The following is a 17,064-nucleotide window of genomic DNA, read 5'->3' as shown; positions in this document are numbered from 1 at the left end:
GGACGTTAAGACGCCTTTGCCTCTTCTTTTGCATCTGGCAGTTTCGGTACCAGTACGGTAGGTTTACTGTCCAGACGCGTCACCAGCAGCTGATCGATCTTGTAGTTATCGATATCCACCACTTCAAATTTGTAGCCTGAATACTTCACCGAGTCGGTGCGTTTCGGGATTTTACGCAGCATGAACATCATAAAGCCGCCGATGGTTTCATAGTTGCCGGACTGCGGGAACTCATCGATATCCAGGACGCGCATAACGTCATCAATCGGCGTACCGCCATCGACTAACCATGAGTTTTCATCGCGCGCCACGATCTGCTCTTCCAGACCCTGACCGACTAAATCGCCCATCAGCGTAGTCATAACGTCGTTGAGCGTGATAATCCCCACCACCAGCGCGTACTCGTTCATGATGACGGCAAAGTCTTCGCCTGCGGTTTTGAAGCTTTCCAGCGCTTCAGAGAGCGTCAGCGTATCCGGCACAATCAGCGTATTGCGGATCTGTACGCCACTGTTCAGCGCCATGCTTTGGTTCGCCAGTACGCGGTTGAGGAGATCCTTTGAATCGACATAGCCAATGATGTGGTCGATATCTTCGTTACACACCAGGAATTTGGAGTGTGGGTGTTCCGCCACCTTGTTCTTCAGGCTTTGCTCATCTTCGTGGAGATCGAACCAGATAATATTCTCGCGCGAGGTCATGGAAGACGGTACGGTACGGGATTCCAGTTCGAACACATTTTCAATCAGCTCATGTTCCTGCTTACGCAGAACCCCCGCCAACGCACCCGCTTCGACCACGGCGTAAATATCGTCCGAGGTGATGTCGTCTTTACGCACCATCGGGATCTTAAACAGACGGAAGATGTTATTTGCCAGACCGTTAAAGAACCACACCAGCGGGCGGAAGACGAGCAGGCAGAAGCGCATCGGGTTGATGATACGCAAAGCCACAGCTTCTGGCGCAATCATACCGATGCGTTTCGGAGTTAAATCCGCGAACAGGATGAACAGGCCAGTAACCAGCGAGAACGACAGAATAAAGCTTAACTGTTCGGACAGCTCTGGCGTGAAGTACTTCGAGAAAAGGCTGTAAAACGCCGGGGAGAATGCCGCATCACCGACAATACCACCGAGAATTGCGACCGCGTTAAGGCCAATTTGCACAACGGTAAAAAACATGCCGGGGTTTTCCTGCATCTTCAAAACACGTTGTGCGTTTACGTTGCCTTCATCGGCAAGCAGTTTAAGTTTTATTTTGCGTGATGCAGCAAGCGAGATCTCGGATATCGAGAAAAACGCACTCACGGCGATCAGGCAGAGAATGACTAAAATACTGTTTAACATATCTTATCCGACCGTTAAGGCCAGATCCTCGGAAGGGATAAATTGATAAATCCGTGTGAAATACACATTGAAAACCGGTCCGAAGGGAGTGGACCGGCAATTTCAGGAGCTAGTATAGCGTAAGGTACTGTAAAGCCGCCAGAGGGTGGCGATTATCCTTCTGGCGGCAGACAAACGCCAATCCCGCCAATGCCACAGTACCCATAAGGATTTTTATGCAGATACTGCTGGTGGTCGTCCTCGGCATAGTAGAACGGGGTTGCGGTAGTGATTTCCGTTGTAATAGTGCGCTCGTCGCCAGCGGCGGTCATTGCTGCCTGAAAACGCTCAAGGCTTGCCTGTGCCGCGACGGTTTGCTCCGGCGTTAACGGGTAAATGGCGGAGCGATACTGCGTCCCCTGGTCGTTCCCCTGACGCATGCCCTGCGCCGGGTCGTGATTTTCCCAGAACACCTGCAGCAGTTGCTCGTAGCTGATAACATGCGGGTCATAGACGACGCGCACCGCTTCGGCGTGTCCGGTATCGCCGGAACACACTTCCCGATAGGTTGGGTTAGGGGTGTAGCCGCCGGTATATCCGGCCGCTGTGCTGTATACCCCGGGTAATGACCAGAATAAACGTTCAACGCCCCAGAAACATCCCATGGCGAAAAAGGCTATCTCCATACCGTCGGGCACGTTGGTCATCGAATGTTGGTTAACCGCATGCAGCGTTGCCACTGGCATCGGGGTGTTGCGTCCAGGTAGGGCATCTGCTTGAGTAACAAGATGCTTTCTATCAAATAAACTCATGGCCGTTCTCCCGAAATCAGTCATTTGGGTTAAGGTTGTAACGAGACGCGTCTTTGCCCACAATAAACGGCGTGAATACGTCTAGAGTTAAACATAAGAAATATTTGGGTTGTCGTCTGTTTTTCAACTCTTATTGTTGATTTTTTGTTAAGCCGAGGAACGGCATAGTATTTTTTTCCAGGGGTGGGAAAAAAGGATATTCAGGAGAAAATGTGCCACATATCCGTCAGTTATGTTGGGTGGGATTACTGTGCTTAAGTGGCTCCGCCGCCGCAGCGAATGTTCGCTTACAGGTCGAGGGATTATCAGGACCGCTGGAGAAAAACGTCCGTGCGCAGCTATCCACGATTCAAAGTGATGAAGTCACTCCAGACCGACGCTTTCGTGCGCGCGTTGATGATGCCATCCGCGAAGGGCTAAAAGCGCTGGGCTACTTTGAGCCCACCATTGATTTTGAGCTGCGTCCGCCGCCGGCGAAAGGACGCCAGGTGCTGATTGCCAAAGTGACCCCTGGTGAGCCGGTGCTGATTGGCGGCACCGAAGTGATTCTGCGCGGTGGCGCACGTACGGATAAAGATTACCTGGATCTGCTGAAAACGCGACCGGCAATCGGCACCGTGCTGAATCAGGGGGACTATGATAACTTCAAAAAGTCACTCACCAGCGTGGCGCTGCGCAAAGGCTATTTCGACAGTGAATTTAATAAAAGCCAGCTTGGGATAGCGCTCGAACGCCGCCAGGCATTCTGGGATATCGATTACAACAGCGGTGAACGCTATCGCTTTGGGCATGTCACTTTTGAAGGCTCGCAAATTCGCGATGAGTACCTGCAAAATTTGGTACCCTTTAAAGAGGGTGAAGAGTACGAGTCGAAAGATCTGGGCGAACTGAACCGTCGTCTGTCGGCGACCGGATGGTTTAATTCCGTGGTCGTCGCACCGGAATTTGATAAAGCCCGTGAAACCAAAGTGCTGCCGCTGAAAGGCGTGGTGTCGCCGCGAACTGAAAACACCATCGAAACCGGGGTCGGTTACTCAACTGACGTCGGTCCACGGGTGAAGACCTCGTGGAAAAAGCCGTGGATGAACTCCTATGGCCACAGCCTGACCACCAGCGCCAGCATCTCTGCGCCAGAGCAGGTTCTTGATTTCAGTTATAAAATGCCGCTATTAAAGAACCCGCTGGAGCAGTATTACCTGGTGCAGGGGGGCTTTAAGCGTACCGATTTAAACGATACCGAGCAGGACTCCACTACGCTTGCGGTTTCCCGCTACTGGGATCTCTCCAGCGGCTGGCAGCGCGCGATTAACCTGCGCTGGAGCCTCGACCACTTTACCCAGGGTAACGTCACTAACACCACCATGCTGCTCTATCCGGGCGTGATGATCAGCCGGACGCGCTCGCGCGGCGGTCTGATGCCAGTCTGGGGCGACTCCCAACGTTATTCTATCGATTACTCCAACACGGCCTGGGGTTCAGACGTTGATTTCTCCGTCTTCCAGGCGCAAAACGTCTGGATCCGCACGCTGTACGATCGTCATCGCTTTGTGATGCGCGGCAACCTCGGCTGGATCGAAACCGGGGACTTCGACAAAGTACCGCCGGATCTGCGTTTCTTCGCCGGGGGCGATCGCAGCATTCGCGGCTACAAATACAAATCTATTTCGCCTGAAGGCAGCGACGGCAAGCTGAAAGGGGCCTCGAAGCTGGCGACCGGCTCGCTGGAATATCAGTACAACGTGACCGGAAAATGGTGGGGCGCGATGTTTGTCGATAGCGGCGAAGCGGTCAGCGATATCCGCAGAAGCGATTTCAAAACCGGTGCCGGGGTCGGTGTACGCTGGCAATCGCCAGTGGGACCCATCAAGCTCGACTTTGCTGTCCCTGTGGGCGACAAAGATGAACATGGTTTACAGTTTTACATCGGTCTGGGGCCTGAATTATGAGTTTATGGAAGAAGATAAGCCTCGGCGTGCTGATTTTTATCCTGCTGTTGTTAGGCACGGTGGCGTTCCTCGTCGGCACCACTTCGGGCCTGCATCTGATCTTCAAAGCGGCGAATCGTTGGGTTCCGGGGCTGGAGATTGGTCAGGTCACCGGCGGCTGGCGGGATTTATCGCTCAAAAATATTCGTTATGACCAACCTGGCGTGGCGGTGAATGCTGGCGAAGTGCATCTGGCCGTGGGGCTTAACTGCCTGTGGGACAGCAGCCTGTGCGTCAACGATCTGTCGCTGAAAAATATCAACGTGGCGATCGACAGCAAAAAGATGCCGCCATCAGCGCCGGTTGAAGAGGAAGAGAGCGGTCCGCTTAACCTTTCCACACCTTACCCAATCACGCTTTCGCGCGTGGCGCTGAACAACATCAATATCAAAATCGATGACACCACGGTTTCGGTGCTGGAATTTACCTCCGGCCTGAACTGGCAAGAAAAAACGCTAACCCTGAAGCCAACGTCATTACAGGGGCTGCTGATTGCCCTGCCTAAAGTGGCGGAAGTGGCGCAGGAAGAGGTTGTCGAACCAAAGATTCAAAATCCGCAACCGGATGAAAAACCGCTCGGCGAAACGCTAAAAGATCTGTTCTCAAAGCCGGTGCTGCCGGAAATGACCGATGTCCATCTGCCGCTCAATCTCAACATTGAAGCGTTTCGCGGCGAGCAGCTGCGCGTGACCGGGGATACGGATTTAACGGTACATAACATGCTGCTGAAAGTGAGCAGCATTGACGGCAACATGAAACTCGATGCATTGGATATCGACTCGAATCAGGGGACGGTAAAAGCCAGCGGCACGGCGCAACTGACCGACACGTGGCCAGTCGATATTACGTTAAACAGCACGCTCAACGTCGATCCGTTAAAAGGCGAAAAGGTGAAGCTGAAGGTTGGCGGCGCGCTGCGTGAACAGCTGGAAGTCGGCGTAAATCTGTCTGGTCCGGTGGATATGGACCTGCGGGCGCAGGCGCGTCTGGCGGAAGCCGGATTGCCGCTCAACCTTGAGGTGGTGAGTAAGCAGGTTTACTGGCCGTTTACCGGCGACAAGCAGTTCCAGGCTGATGACATCAAGCTCAAACTGACCGGTAAGATGACCGACTATACGCTGTCGATGCGTACCGCTGTGAAAGGGCAGGATATTCCTCCGGCTACCATCACGCTGGACGCCAAAGGCAACGAACAGCAGATCAATCTCGACAAACTCAGCGTTGCGGCGCTGGAAGGGAAAACTGAGCTGAAAGCGCTGGTGGACTGGCAGCAGGCGATCAGCTGGCGCGGGGAGCTAACGCTGGATGGCATCAACACGGCGAAAGCGATCCCGGAGTGGCCATCAAAACTGAATGGCCTGGTGAAAACTCGCGGCAGTCTGTACGGCGGAAGCTGGCAGATGGAGGTGCCCGAGCTGAAGCTGACCGGCAACGTGAAGCAGAACAAGGTAAATGTGCACGGTTCGCTGAAGGGTAACAGCTACCTGCAGTGGACGATCCCGGGCCTGCATCTGGAACTGGGACGCAACAGCGCGGATGTTAAAGGGGAACTGGGGGTCAAAGACCTCAATCTCGACGCGACGATTGATGCCCCGAGCCTGGATAACGCGCTGCCGGGACTGGGCGGTACGGCGAAAGGGCTGGTAAAAGTTCGCGGTACGGTTGAAGCGCCACAGCTGCTGGCGGATATCACCGCCCGGGGTCTGCGCTGGCAGGAGCTGTCCGTCGCTCAGGTGCGCGTCGAAGGCGACGTGAAATCGGCAGAGCAAATCGCTGGTAATCTCAACGTTCGCGTAGAGCGGATTGTACAGCCTGACGTGAATATTGGCTTGGTGACGCTCAATGCCAAAGGTAGCGAAAAGCAGCATGAGCTGCAGCTGCGCATTCAGGGGGAACCGGTCTCCGGGCAGCTCTCCCTGGCAGGTAGCTTTGATCGCAAAGAGCAGCGCTGGAAAGGTGCGTTAAGCGATACCCGCTTCCAGACGCCGGTAGGTCCGTGGTCCCTTAACCGCCCTGTCGCGCTGGATTATCGCAATCAGGAACAGAAAATCAGCATTGGGCCGCACTGCTGGAACAACCCAAATGCGGAACTGTGCGTACCGCAAACCATTGATGCTGGTGCACAAGGACGCGCGGTGGTGAACCTTAACCGCTTTGACCTGGCGATGCTAAAACCGTTTATGCCGGATACAACCCAGGCCAGCGGCGTTTTCACTGGCAAAGCTGATGTGAGCTGGGACACCACCAAAGAGGGGCTGCCGCAGGGGCAGGTTACGCTGAGCGGACGTAACGTGAAGGTCACGCAAAGCGTGAACGATGCGCCGCTCCCTGTGGCGTTTGAAACGCTGAATCTGACCGCCGACCTGCACAATAACCGTGCCGAGCTGGGCTGGCTGATTCGCCTGACCAACAACGGGCAGTTTGACGGCCAGGTGCAGGTAACGGATCCGCAAGGACGCCGCAGTCTCGGTGGCAACGTCAACATCCGCAACTTCAATCTGGCGATGGTGAACCCCATTTTCTCGCGCGGTGAAAAAGCGGCTGGGGTGATCAACGCCAACCTACGTCTGGGCGGTGATGTGCAAAGCCCGCAGCTGCTCGGACAGCTGCAGCTGAGCGGTCTGGATATCGACGGCAACTTTATGCCGTTTGACATGCAGCCAAGCCAGTTAGCCGTTAACTTCACCGGAACACGCTCAACGCTGGCGGGCGTGGTGCGTACGCAGCAGGGCGAAATTAACCTGAGCGGCGATGCCGACTGGAGTCAGATAGACAACTGGCGGGCGCGCGTTGCGGCTAAAGGCAGCAGGGTTCGTATTACCGTGCCGCCGATGGTCCGCCTGGACGTATCGCCGGACGTGGTCTTTGAAGCCACGCCGAGCCTGTTTACCCTTGATGGCAACGTGGATGTGCCGTGGGCGCGTATCGTGGTACACGACCTGCCGGAGAGCGCGGTAGGGGTTTCCAGCGATATGGTCATGCTTAACAACAATCTGCAACCGGAGAAACCGCAGACAGCAGGTATTCCGATCAACAGCAACCTGAACATCCACGTCGGTAACAACGTGCGTATTGACGCCTTTGGTCTGAAAGCGCGTCTGACGGGCGATCTGAAAGTGGTGCAGGATAAGCAGGGGCTGGGGCTGAACGGACAAATTAATATTCCGAGCGGGCGTTTCCATGCCTATGGTCAGGATCTGATTGTGCGTAAGGGCGAGCTGTTGTTCTCCGGCCCGCCGGATCAGCCGTTACTCAACATCGAAGCAATTCGTAACCCGGAAGCCACCGAAGACGACGTGATCGCCGGGGTTCGCGTCACGGGCACCGCCGATGAGCCGAAGGCGGAAATCTTCTCCGACCCGGCCATGTCGCAGCAAATGGCGCTTTCCTACCTGCTACGCGGACAAGGACTGGATAGCGAACAGAGCGACAGCGCGGCAATGACTTCAATGCTTATTGGTCTGGGGGTTGCACAAAGTGGTCAGGTTGTGGGTAAAATCGGGGAGACATTTGGCGTAAGCAATCTGGCACTGGACACACAAGGGGTGGGTGATTCATCTCAGGTGGTTGTCAGCGGATACGTACTGCCAGGTCTGCAGGTGAAATATGGTGTGGGTATATTTGACTCCTTAGCGACACTCACGCTACGTTATCGTCTGATGCCTAAGCTATATCTGGAAGCAGTGTCTGGCGTAGATCAGGCACTTGATTTGCTCTATCAGTTCGAGTTTTAGCAATGCGAATATTTGTCTACGGCAGTTTACGAACCAAACAAGGCAACAGCCACTGGATGACCAATGCCCTGTTGCTGGGAAATTTCAGTATCGACAACTACCAGTTGTATAGCCTGGGCCACTATCCAGGCGCCGTTCCAGGAGAGGGAACAGTACACGGGGAAGTTTATCGTATTGATAACGCCACGCTGGCAGAGCTTGACGCTCTGCGTACCCGCGGCGGTGAATACGCACGCCAGTTAATTCAAACGCCGTACGGAAGTGCATGGATGTACGTGTACCAACGTCCGGTTGATGGCTTAACGCTGATTGAAAGCGGTAACTGGTTAGACCGAGACCAGTACTGATATGAACACGCCACCCTTGGGTGGCGTTGTTTTATTCTGGATTTAAAACTCCACGCGTGCGCCGAGGTTATAGCGGCGTCCTTCCACCTGTGCGGATTCGTTCCACGCGGTTGTCAGTTTCGGATCCTCATCCAGCACGTTGTAGACCCCAGCCATCAGTTGCGTGTGCTTATTGAGCTGATAACGTACGCCTACGTCCACCATCGTGTAGTCATCATATTTATAGTTATTGCCGCTGTTGCGGTTACTGCTGCGATAATTCACCGTACTCCATACGTCCAGGCTTTGCGTTGCCGCCCAGTTCAGCGACAGATTCGCCATATGGCGCGGATAATCGTTTAGCGCGTAGCCTTTGTTAACGCCGCTTTTTTGTTCGCTGTGGTTCCAGGTGTAGTTAGCGTTGGCTTTTACATCGGCGGTAATCTGCCAGTCGGCATTCAGTTCTATACCGTATACATCCGCCTCGCTGACGTTGAAGTATTTACTGACGGAATCCGCGTTGTAGCCGTTGACGGAGCACTGGTTCGTCGACGTGGTTTCACAAATAGTTTGTTCAGCAATTTTGTCTTTGAACTGCGTATAGAAGACGGTGCTGTCGAGCGATAGCGCATCTCCCGTCCAGTAGAGGCCCAGTTCAGAGTTAACGCTTTGTTCAGGTTTCAGGTCGTCGTTACCAACGGTGAGGAAGGGATAAGGTACGGTTGAGCCGTAAGGGGTTACGAAGTTGCTGGACGTCGCGCGCAGCTCCGGTTTTTTATAGCCTGCGGAAACGCCGCCTTTCAGCGCCCAGTCATTGCTAAAGGCCCAGTTACCGTACATTTTCGGCGTAATATGTGTGCCAAAATTGTCATCCTGGTCCATCCTCGCTGACGTGGTTAGGATGAAATCGCCAATGCTCCAGCCGTCTTCAGCAAACAATGCCCAACCGTTACGGCTGATTTTGGTCACCGGGTCAGATCCGGGCAGCGTTTTGTTGGCCACATCAAAGCGGTCATTCAGCTCTTCGCGCGTGAAATTCGCCCCAACAGTCAGTTTATGGGTGTCGAGCGTGAAAGTGGTTTGCGAATTGGCGACGTAGTTCTCCATCTGCACATACTGCGGGGACTGTCCGTCATAAACGTACTTCGAACGGCCTTTTTCATAGTTTATGTAGTTGGTCGTCGCGATGGTGTCGTCTGCATACCAGCCGGTATGCGTCAGGGTGGCGGCGTTACGATCGAACAGCCATGACCACGGCGCACCGCGTTTCTGGGTACGGTTTTTTTCCTGCTCACCGGTGACCACGTTGAGATCGAACAGGTTATTCTCGCTGGCGGCCAGGCCCAATGTCATATCAACGGATTTACGATTGTGTTTGCCAAAATAGTTATTGCGATCGTCATCGCGACGGTCAAGCCAGTCGGCCGCCACGCTAAGGCCGAGAACATCGGGCACAATCGGCCCCATGGTAAACAAATTCATCTGGCTGGTATTACCTAAATACTGGTGTTCCTGCAGCCAGGTATTGGCAGCAATTGCCGTGGTCCACTCTTTTGCGCCGTACGGTTTTTTGGTAATGACGTTAACCACACCGCCGATGGCGTCTGAGCCGTACAGCGAGGACATCGGCCCACGGATAACTTCGATACGCTCAATGGCCTCCATTGGCGGTAAGAAGTTGGCTTCAGTACCAATATCATGTCCGTAAGGGCGAGATTCACCGGTATTTTGTTTGACGCTGTTGACCATAAAAGCGGTATAGGACGGGTCCATGCCGCGGATCATAATGCTGCCGGCGTTCATGCCGCTGCTGTTGGTGACCGAGACGCCGGGAAGGTTTTTAATGGCTTCACCGATGCTACGGTCCGGCTGAATATCCAGCGTGTTACGATCAATAACTGAAATAGTGGCCGGCGCTTCGCGTTTTTGCTGCGAGAATCCGGATGCGGTGATCACCATTTCATCTTCGCTAGTGCGTGAGGTCTCGGTGAGTTCTTCTGCCTGGGTGGGGAAAATAACACCGCCTGAGAATGCAACGATCCCTGTCAGCGTAATAAGTTGACGCATTTTCATAATATAGACACCTGAAAAGTAAAAAATAAAAACATCACCTTGCAGCTCAAAAAAGCTGCAAGGTGCAGATAGTTTTTTAATTATTAATATTTAGAGAGATCGATTTTCAGCACGTAGTCGGGCTTCACACCTGTCATTTTTTCCGACTGTTTGACGCTGACGTACAAGGTGTTAGCATCAGCCGAGAGCGCCAGACTGTTAGGTAATGCATTGGTTTCAATGCTTTGTTTTACCTGGTGGGTCTTGCTGTTCACAATGCTGATGCGTTTAGCATTACGGTGGGTGATATAAACTTCCTGGCGTTTTTCGTTATATATCACCGCCAGCGAGTTAATAACCTTAATTGGTGCAATAACCTTACCGGTATTAATATCAACAACCAGTACATCCGCTAAATCCGGATCGGTCAGGAATGCGCGGTTATTTTTTGCATCCAGGGCAATATTCAGGAAAAAATGTTTTTTATCTGGCTCAATGGTAAAGCGATTAATAATTTGATGGTTGGTGGTATCCAGCGTAATAAGTTCGTTTCGGCCATTCACAACATACAGGCGGTTCTTATTTGCATCCACGGCCATGCCGGTCGGGTACTGGCCCATGTTCTCGAGGGTGGCGATTTTCTCGCGCTTTTGTGTGTCCACCACCCAGACTATGCCCTTTTCAGCCACGCCGGAAACGTACAGACGGTGGTGCTGTTTATCGAGCACCATTTCACGCGTATGAACAATATCTTTCGGGTTTTTGGCTTCGCTCAGTTGCAGTATCGCCAGCTCTTTACCGCTACGGGTATCGACTAGCGTTACTGAACCTTCCAGCGTGTTGCCGACATACAGCACCTGGTTTTCTTCATCCAGCGCGGTGGCAAAGGCACGACGACTGGTGTCGATGACTTCAGTCGTCGTGAGTTTCTCCAGATCGAGTTTGTAGATAAGCCCGCTGGTTTTATCTTTATCAAACGACGGCGACGAGGCGACAAAAAGCGCATTCTGCTGGCTATCAACCGCCAGCTCATACACGCCGTTACCGACATCGCGAGTCAGAAAATCTTTCTCAAGTAGCGTCTGCGCCACGCTGGACAGGCTGGTAAATAACAGCGCTGTGGCGAGTGCCACGCAGGAATAGCGTTTCAGGGGCTTCACATTGTGGAGGTTCATTGACTTTTATTCACATTTATTTACATGCTGAGAATGATAATGAGATCTAATATCATTCGCAATTAAGATAAATGAAATGTGACTACCCATTCTGGTAGGTCAAAAAGAAAACAGCGAAGGGGAGAGGTGGTAGAACGTAGAAATTTAAAAACCCTTACTAACCAGAGACTGGCGTTCAGGGTTTTAAGCTAACGCGAACTTACTTCTTCGCGCGCTCGAAAGAAGCAACGATTTCAGCTTTAGCGGCTTCAGCGTTGTCCCAACCGTCAACTTTCACCCATTTGCCCGCTTCGAGATCTTTGTAGTGTTCGAAGAAGTGGGTGATCTGTGCTTTCAGCAGTTCCGGCAGGTCGGTCACATCTTTGATGTGATCGTATTCTTTGCTCAGCTTAGTGTGCGGAACCGCAACCAGTTTCGCATCTTCACCGGATTCGTCAGTCATTTTCAGCACGCCAACCGGACGGCAGCGGATCACTGAACCTGGCTCCAGCGGGTACGGAGTCGGGACAAGAACGTCTACCGGGTCACCGTCCAGAGACAGGGTGTGGTTGATGTAACCGTAGTTGCACGGATAGAACATCGCGGTGGACATGAAGCGGTCAACGAACAGGGCGCCGCTCTCTTTGTCAACTTCGTATTTGATCGGATCTGCATTGGCAGGGATCTCGATAACAACGTAGATATCTTCCGGCAGGTCTTTACCGGCAGGGACGTTGAGTAAGCTCATGTCTGTTTCCTTTAAATAAGCTATGGCAAACAAGTGGCGGGTATTATAGCCAACTCGCGCTGAATGTCTCCGCTTGTTTTCGCTTTCTCTGCGCTCATTTTCTTCTTTTTGCCCCTCTCTCGTGACAGAAAAATCCATATCTTCAGCCGCATTTTTCATAGCGGGATGAAAGCGATTACAAAGTTGTGATTAACGTTTTATTTACTTTTTTGAAGTGTGATGTAACGCAATTCGTTACATGCTCAATTGTCTATAGTTTTTTCGCGACGGTTTATTAACCAACAATAATCACCCTACGAGGACGCACTTATGTGGAAGCGCTTACTTTTAGTCACAGCAGTTTCGGCAGCCATGTCGTCTATGGCAATGGCAGCCCCTTTAACCGTAGGATTTTCGCAAGTTGGCTCTGAATCCGGCTGGCGCGCCGCAGAAACCAACGTTGCGAAAAGCGAGGCTGAAAAGCGTGGTATTACGCTGAAAATCGCTGACGGCCAGCAAAAGCAGGAAAACCAGATTAAAGCAGTTCGCTCATTTGTTGCGCAGGGCGTTGACGCCATCTTTATTGCGCCGGTCGTGGCAACGGGTTGGGAACCGGTTTTAAAAGAAGCTAAAGATGCCGACATTCCGGTCTTTTTGCTCGATCGTTCCATCGATGTAAAAGACAAATCTCTCTATATGACCACGGTCACCGCCGACAACGTGCTGGAAGGTAAATTGATCGGCGACTGGTTGATTAAACAAGTGAACGGCAAGCCGTGTAACGTCGTTGAGCTGCAAGGGACCGTCGGGGCCAGCGTGGCCATCGATCGTAAAAAAGGGTTTGCTGAAGCCATCGCCAGCGCACCAAACATTAAGATTATCCGCTCACAGTCCGGCGACTTCACCCGCAGTAAAGGGAAAGAAGTGATGGAGAGCTTTATCAAAGCGGAAAACAATGGCAAGAACATCTGCATGGTTTACGCCCATAACGATGACATGGTGATCGGGGCAATCCAGGCGATTAAAGAAGCGGGCCTGAAACCCGGCAAAGATATTCTGACCGGTTCCATCGACGGCGTACCGGATATCTACAAAGCAATGATTGATGGTGAAGCCAACGCCAGCGTCGAGCTGACGCCGAATATGGCAGGCCCGGCATTCGACGCGCTGGAGAAATTCAAAAAAGACGGCACGATGCCTGAGAAGCTGACCATTACCAAGTCGATCCTCTATCTGCCGGATACGGCGAAAGAAGAGTTAGAGAAGAAGAAAAACATGGGCTACTAGTTTTGCTGCCGGTCTTCCGTAGGCCTGATGGCGTTGCGCTTATCAGGCCTACGAAAAGGCCGTGATTTCGTACCGGAGGAATGCCATGACCACCGACCCCCATCAGGAAATCCTCCGCACCGAAGGATTAAGCAAATTCTTTCCCGGCGTCAAAGCGCTGGATAACGTGGATTTCAGCTTGCGTCGCGGTGAGATTATGGCGCTGCTGGGAGAAAACGGAGCCGGTAAATCGACGCTAATCAAAGCGCTGACCGGTGTTTACCATGCAGATCGCGGCACGATCTGGCTCGAAGGCCAGCCTATCTCCCCCAAAAATACTGCCCATGCCCAGCAGTTGGGGATCGGTACCGTGTATCAGGAAGTGAACCTGCTGCCCAATATGTCGGTAGCGGATAACTTGTTTATTGGCCGTGAACCGCGGCGTTTTGGCCTGCTGCTGCGCAAGCAGATGGAAAAACGCGCGACGGAGTTGATGGCGTCATACGGTTTTTCCCTCGACGTGCGCGAGCCGCTGAACCGCTTTTCCGTGGCGATGCAGCAGATCGTCGCCATCTGTCGGGCGATCGATCTCTCCGCGAAAGTGCTGATCCTCGATGAGCCCACCGCCAGTCTTGATACCCAGGAGGTAGAAATGCTGTTCGGCCTGATGCGGCATCTGCGCGATCGGGGCGTCAGTCTGATCTTCGTTACCCATTTCCTCGATCAGGTCTATCAGGTCAGCGATCGCATTACCGTTCTGCGTAACGGCGGCTTCGTTGGCTGCCGTGAAACCCGCGAACTGCCACAGATCGAACTGGTCAAAATGATGCTGGGTCGCGAACTGGATACCCATGCGCTACAGCGTGCGGGCCGTACGCTGCTGAGTGATAAACCAGTGGCGGCCTTTAGCGACTTTGGCAAGAAAGGCACCATCGCGCCGTTTGATTTACAGGTGCGCCCTGGTGAGATCGTCGGTCTCGCTGGACTGCTGGGATCCGGGCGAACGGAAACGGCGGAAGTGATCTTCGGTATTAAACCCGCCGACAGCGGCAGTGCGCTGATCAAAGGCAAAGCGCAGACCTTGCGATCGCCGCATCAGGCTTCGTGTCTGGGGATCGGCTTCTGTCCGGAAGATCGCAAAACGGATGGTATTATCGCCGCCGCCTCGGTGCGGGAAAACATCATTCTGGCATTACAGGCGCAGCGTGGCTGGCTGCGGCCTATTCCGCGGAAAGAACGAAATGAGATTGCCGAGCGTTTTATCCGCCAGCTCGGAATTCGCACCCCCAACGCTGAACAGCCGATCGAATTCCTCTCCGGCGGCAATCAGCAAAAAGTATTGCTCTCGCGCTGGTTACTGACCAAACCGCAGTTCCTGATCCTCGATGAACCCACGCGTGGGATCGACGTCGGCGCGCATGCCGAGATCATCCGCCTGATCGAAACGCTGTGCGCGGATGGTCTGGCGCTGCTGGTGATTTCATCCGAACTGGAAGAGTTAGTGGGCTATGCCGATCGGGTCATTATTATGCGCGATCGCAAACAGGTGGCCGAGATCCCGCTGGCTGAATTGTCCGTGCCGGCGATCATGAACGCCATTGCGGCCTAAGGAGACTATGGTGATGCCTCAATCTCTCCCTCAATCCACTCCGCCGCAACGGCGATTCCGCTGGCCAAAGGGCATGCCACAACTGGTGGCGCTACTGCTGGTGCTGCTGGTGGATAGCCTGGTCGCGCCGCACTTTTATCAGGTGATTTTGCAAGATGGTCGGCTGTTCGGTAGCCCGATTGATATTCTCAACCGTGCCGCCCCCGTGGCGCTGTTAGCGATTGGCATGACGCTGGTGATTGCCACCGGCGGCATCGACCTTTCCGTGGGCGCTGTCATGGCCATTGCCGGTGCCACCACCGCGGCGATGACGGTGGCTGGGCACAGTTTGCCGGTGGTGCTGCTTGCCGCCTTAGGCTCCGGCATTCTGGCAGGGTTATGGAACGGGATTCTGGTGGCAATCCTCAAGATCCAACCGTTCGTTGCCACGCTAATCCTGATGGTGGCCGGACGCGGAGTGGCGCAGCTTATCACCTCCGGGCAGATCGTCACCTTCAATTCGCCCGAACTGTCGTGGTTTGGCAGCGGCTCGCTCTTACTGTTCCCCACGCCAGTGATCATTGCACTGCTAACGCTGGTGGTGTTCTGGCTACTGACGCGTAAAACGGCGCTGGGGATGTTTATTGAAGCGGTAGGCATCAACATTCGTGCGGCAAAAAACGCCGGGGTGAACACGCGCATTATCGTGATGCTCACCTATGTGCTGAGCGGTCTGTGTGCGGCTATCGCCGGCATTATCGTCACGGCGGATATCCGCGGGGCAGATGCCAATAACGCCGGATTGTGGCTGGAACTGGATGCCATCCTGGCGGTAGTCATCGGCGGCGGCTCGCTGATGGGCGGGCGCTTTAATCTGCTGCTGTCGGTGGTCGGGGCATTGATTATTCAGGGCATGAACACCGGGATTTTACTGTCGGGCTTCCCGCCAGAACTAAATCAAGTGGTCAAAGCCGTGGTGGTGTTGTGTGTGCTGATCGTGCAATCACAACGCTTTATCAGCCTGATAAAAGGAGTGCGTGGTCATGATAAAACGTAATTTACCGCTGATGATCACCCTCGGCGTGTTTGTGCTGGGTTACCTCTACTGCCTGACACAGTTTCCGGCTTTTGCTTCAACCAGAGTTATCTGCAATATCCTGACCGATAATGCTTTTCTGGGCATCATCGCCGTGGGCATGACCTTCGTGATTCTCTCTGGTGGGATCGACCTTTCCGTTGGCTCGGTGATCGCGTTTACCGGCGTATTTCTGGCGAAGGCCATTGGCTACTGGGGTATATCTCCGCTGCTGGCGTTTCCCCTGATTCTGCTGATGGGCTGCGCGTTTGGCGCGTTTATGGGGTTACTGATTGATGCGCTGAAGATCCCGGCATTCATTATTACCCTGGCGGGAATGTTCTTCCTGCGCGGCGTCAGCTATCTGGTGTCTGAAGAGTCGATCCCAATTAACCATCCGGTTTATGACATGCTCTCAAGCCTGGCATGGAAAATTCCCGGCGGCGGTCGCCTGAGTGCAATGGGATTGCTGATGCTGGCGGTAGTCGTCATTGGCATATTCCTGGCGCACCGTACGCGCTTTGGTAATCAGGTTTACGCGATTGGCGGCAACGCCACCTCTGCCAACCTGATGGGGATCTCAACCCGCAGCACGACCATCCGTATCTATATGCTGTCGACCGGGCTTGCGACGCTTGCTGGCATTGTCTTTTCAATTTACACCCAGGCGGGTTATGCGCTGGCGGGCGTCGGCGTTGAGCTGGATGCGATTGCCTCAGTCGTGATTGGCGGAACCCTGTTGAGCGGTGGGGTCGGTACGGTGTTAGGAACGTTGTTTGGTGTCGCCATTCAGGGGTTGATCCAGACCTACATTAATTTTGATGGCACATTAAGTTCCTGGTGGACGAAGATCGCGATTGGCATTTTATTGTTTATTTTTATTGCCTTACAGCGCGGTCTGACGGTACTTTGGGAAAATCGTCAAAGCTCGCCAGTAACCCGAGTGGGGACGGCGGCAACACCAAAGTAACATCCTGATTTTTCACAAAACATTTAAATACCTAAACTTTTTCCGGTTGT

The 17,064-nt window shown here is 53.4% G+C and carries 12 protein-coding genes; 7 read left to right on the top strand and 5 right to left on the bottom strand.

From position 1 onward, the window contains the following. Positions 1 to 5 precede the first annotated feature (5 nt). Together HV350_RS21870 and msrA are read right to left on the bottom strand one after the other, a co-directional pair. Positions 6 to 1,346, bottom strand: coding sequence for a hemolysin family protein (locus tag HV350_RS21870; protein ID WP_003830418.1), 1,341 nt, complete (start codon positions 1,344 to 1,346; stop codon positions 6 to 8). 152 nt (positions 1,347 to 1,498) lie between these two features. Continuing rightward, positions 1,499 to 2,137, bottom strand: coding sequence for a peptide-methionine (S)-S-oxide reductase MsrA (gene msrA / locus HV350_RS21865; RefSeq protein ID WP_101700310.1), 639 nt, complete (start codon positions 2,135 to 2,137; stop codon positions 1,499 to 1,501). A gap of 212 nt (positions 2,138 to 2,349) precedes the next feature. Between msrA and tamA the strand changes: the two genes are divergently transcribed. The 3 genes from tamA to HV350_RS21850 are packed head-to-tail and all read left to right on the top strand — an operon-like array spanning position 2,350 to position 8,203. Continuing rightward, complete coding sequence (gene tamA / locus HV350_RS21860; protein ID WP_016155528.1) at positions 2,350 to 4,083, top strand: autotransporter assembly complex protein TamA; 1,734 nt, start codon at positions 2,350 to 2,352, stop codon at positions 4,081 to 4,083. After that, positions 4,080 to 7,856, top strand: coding sequence for an autotransporter assembly complex protein TamB (gene tamB, locus HV350_RS21855; RefSeq protein ID WP_046275829.1), 3,777 nt, complete (start codon positions 4,080 to 4,082; stop codon positions 7,854 to 7,856). Before tamA ends, tamB begins: the two co-directional genes overlap by 4 nt. Positions 7,857 to 7,858: 2 nt before the next feature. Continuing rightward, complete coding sequence (locus HV350_RS21850) at positions 7,859 to 8,203, top strand: gamma-glutamylcyclotransferase (RefSeq protein WP_016151451.1); 345 nt, start codon at positions 7,859 to 7,861, stop codon at positions 8,201 to 8,203. 42 nt (positions 8,204 to 8,245) lie between these two features. Here the strand turns inward: HV350_RS21850 and HV350_RS21845 are convergent, their stop codons facing one another. From HV350_RS21845 to ppa, 3 genes are all read right to left on the bottom strand, one after another. Beyond that, a complete protein-coding gene (locus HV350_RS21845; protein ID WP_019078220.1) occupies positions 8,246 to 10,255 on the bottom strand; it encodes a TonB-dependent receptor in 2,010 nt (669 codons plus the stop codon). Positions 10,256 to 10,338: 83 nt separating this feature from the next. Continuing rightward, complete coding sequence (locus tag HV350_RS21840) at positions 10,339 to 11,409, bottom strand: YncE family protein (RefSeq protein WP_103928858.1); 1,071 nt, start codon at positions 11,407 to 11,409, stop codon at positions 10,339 to 10,341. 199 nt (positions 11,410 to 11,608) lie between these two features. Next, on the bottom strand, positions 11,609 to 12,136 hold the full coding sequence (gene ppa, locus HV350_RS21835; RefSeq protein ID WP_003025726.1) for an inorganic diphosphatase: 528 nt from the start codon (positions 12,134 to 12,136) through the stop codon (positions 11,609 to 11,611). Positions 12,137 to 12,445: 309 nt separating this feature from the next. On the opposite strand from ppa, the gene ytfQ reads away from it, so the two are divergent. The 4 genes from ytfQ to yjfF all read left to right on the top strand — a co-directional run bounded on the left by ytfQ (position 12,446) and on the right by yjfF (position 17,014). Then, entirely contained in the window at positions 12,446 to 13,402 is a 957-nt protein-coding gene (ytfQ, locus tag HV350_RS21830) for a galactofuranose ABC transporter substrate-binding protein YtfQ (RefSeq protein ID WP_016155532.1), read from the top strand. A gap of 85 nt (positions 13,403 to 13,487) precedes the next feature. Beyond that, positions 13,488 to 14,990 (top strand): galactofuranose ABC transporter, ATP-binding protein YtfR, encoded by a 1,503-nt coding sequence (gene ytfR, locus HV350_RS21825; RefSeq protein ID WP_181629311.1) that lies wholly within the window; start codon positions 13,488 to 13,490, stop codon positions 14,988 to 14,990. Between the two features lie 13 nt (positions 14,991 to 15,003). Continuing rightward, positions 15,004 to 16,026, top strand: coding sequence for a galactofuranose ABC transporter, ATP-binding protein YtfT (ytfT, locus tag HV350_RS21820; protein ID WP_016151456.1), 1,023 nt, complete (start codon positions 15,004 to 15,006; stop codon positions 16,024 to 16,026). Beyond that, positions 16,013 to 17,014: a galactofuranose ABC transporter, permease protein YjfF gene (gene yjfF / locus HV350_RS21815; RefSeq protein ID WP_016151457.1), complete on the top strand. Its 1,002-nt coding sequence runs from the start codon at positions 16,013 to 16,015 to the stop codon at positions 17,012 to 17,014. The genes ytfT and yjfF overlap by 14 nt, the downstream gene beginning before the upstream one ends. Positions 17,015 to 17,064 lie beyond the last annotated feature (50 nt).

This window comes from Citrobacter sp. RHBSTW-01013 (assembly GCF_013781985.1).
Taxonomy (GTDB): Bacteria; Pseudomonadota; Gammaproteobacteria; order Enterobacterales; family Enterobacteriaceae; genus Citrobacter; species Citrobacter braakii.
This window is presented reverse-complemented; position numbering and strand designations above follow the sequence as displayed.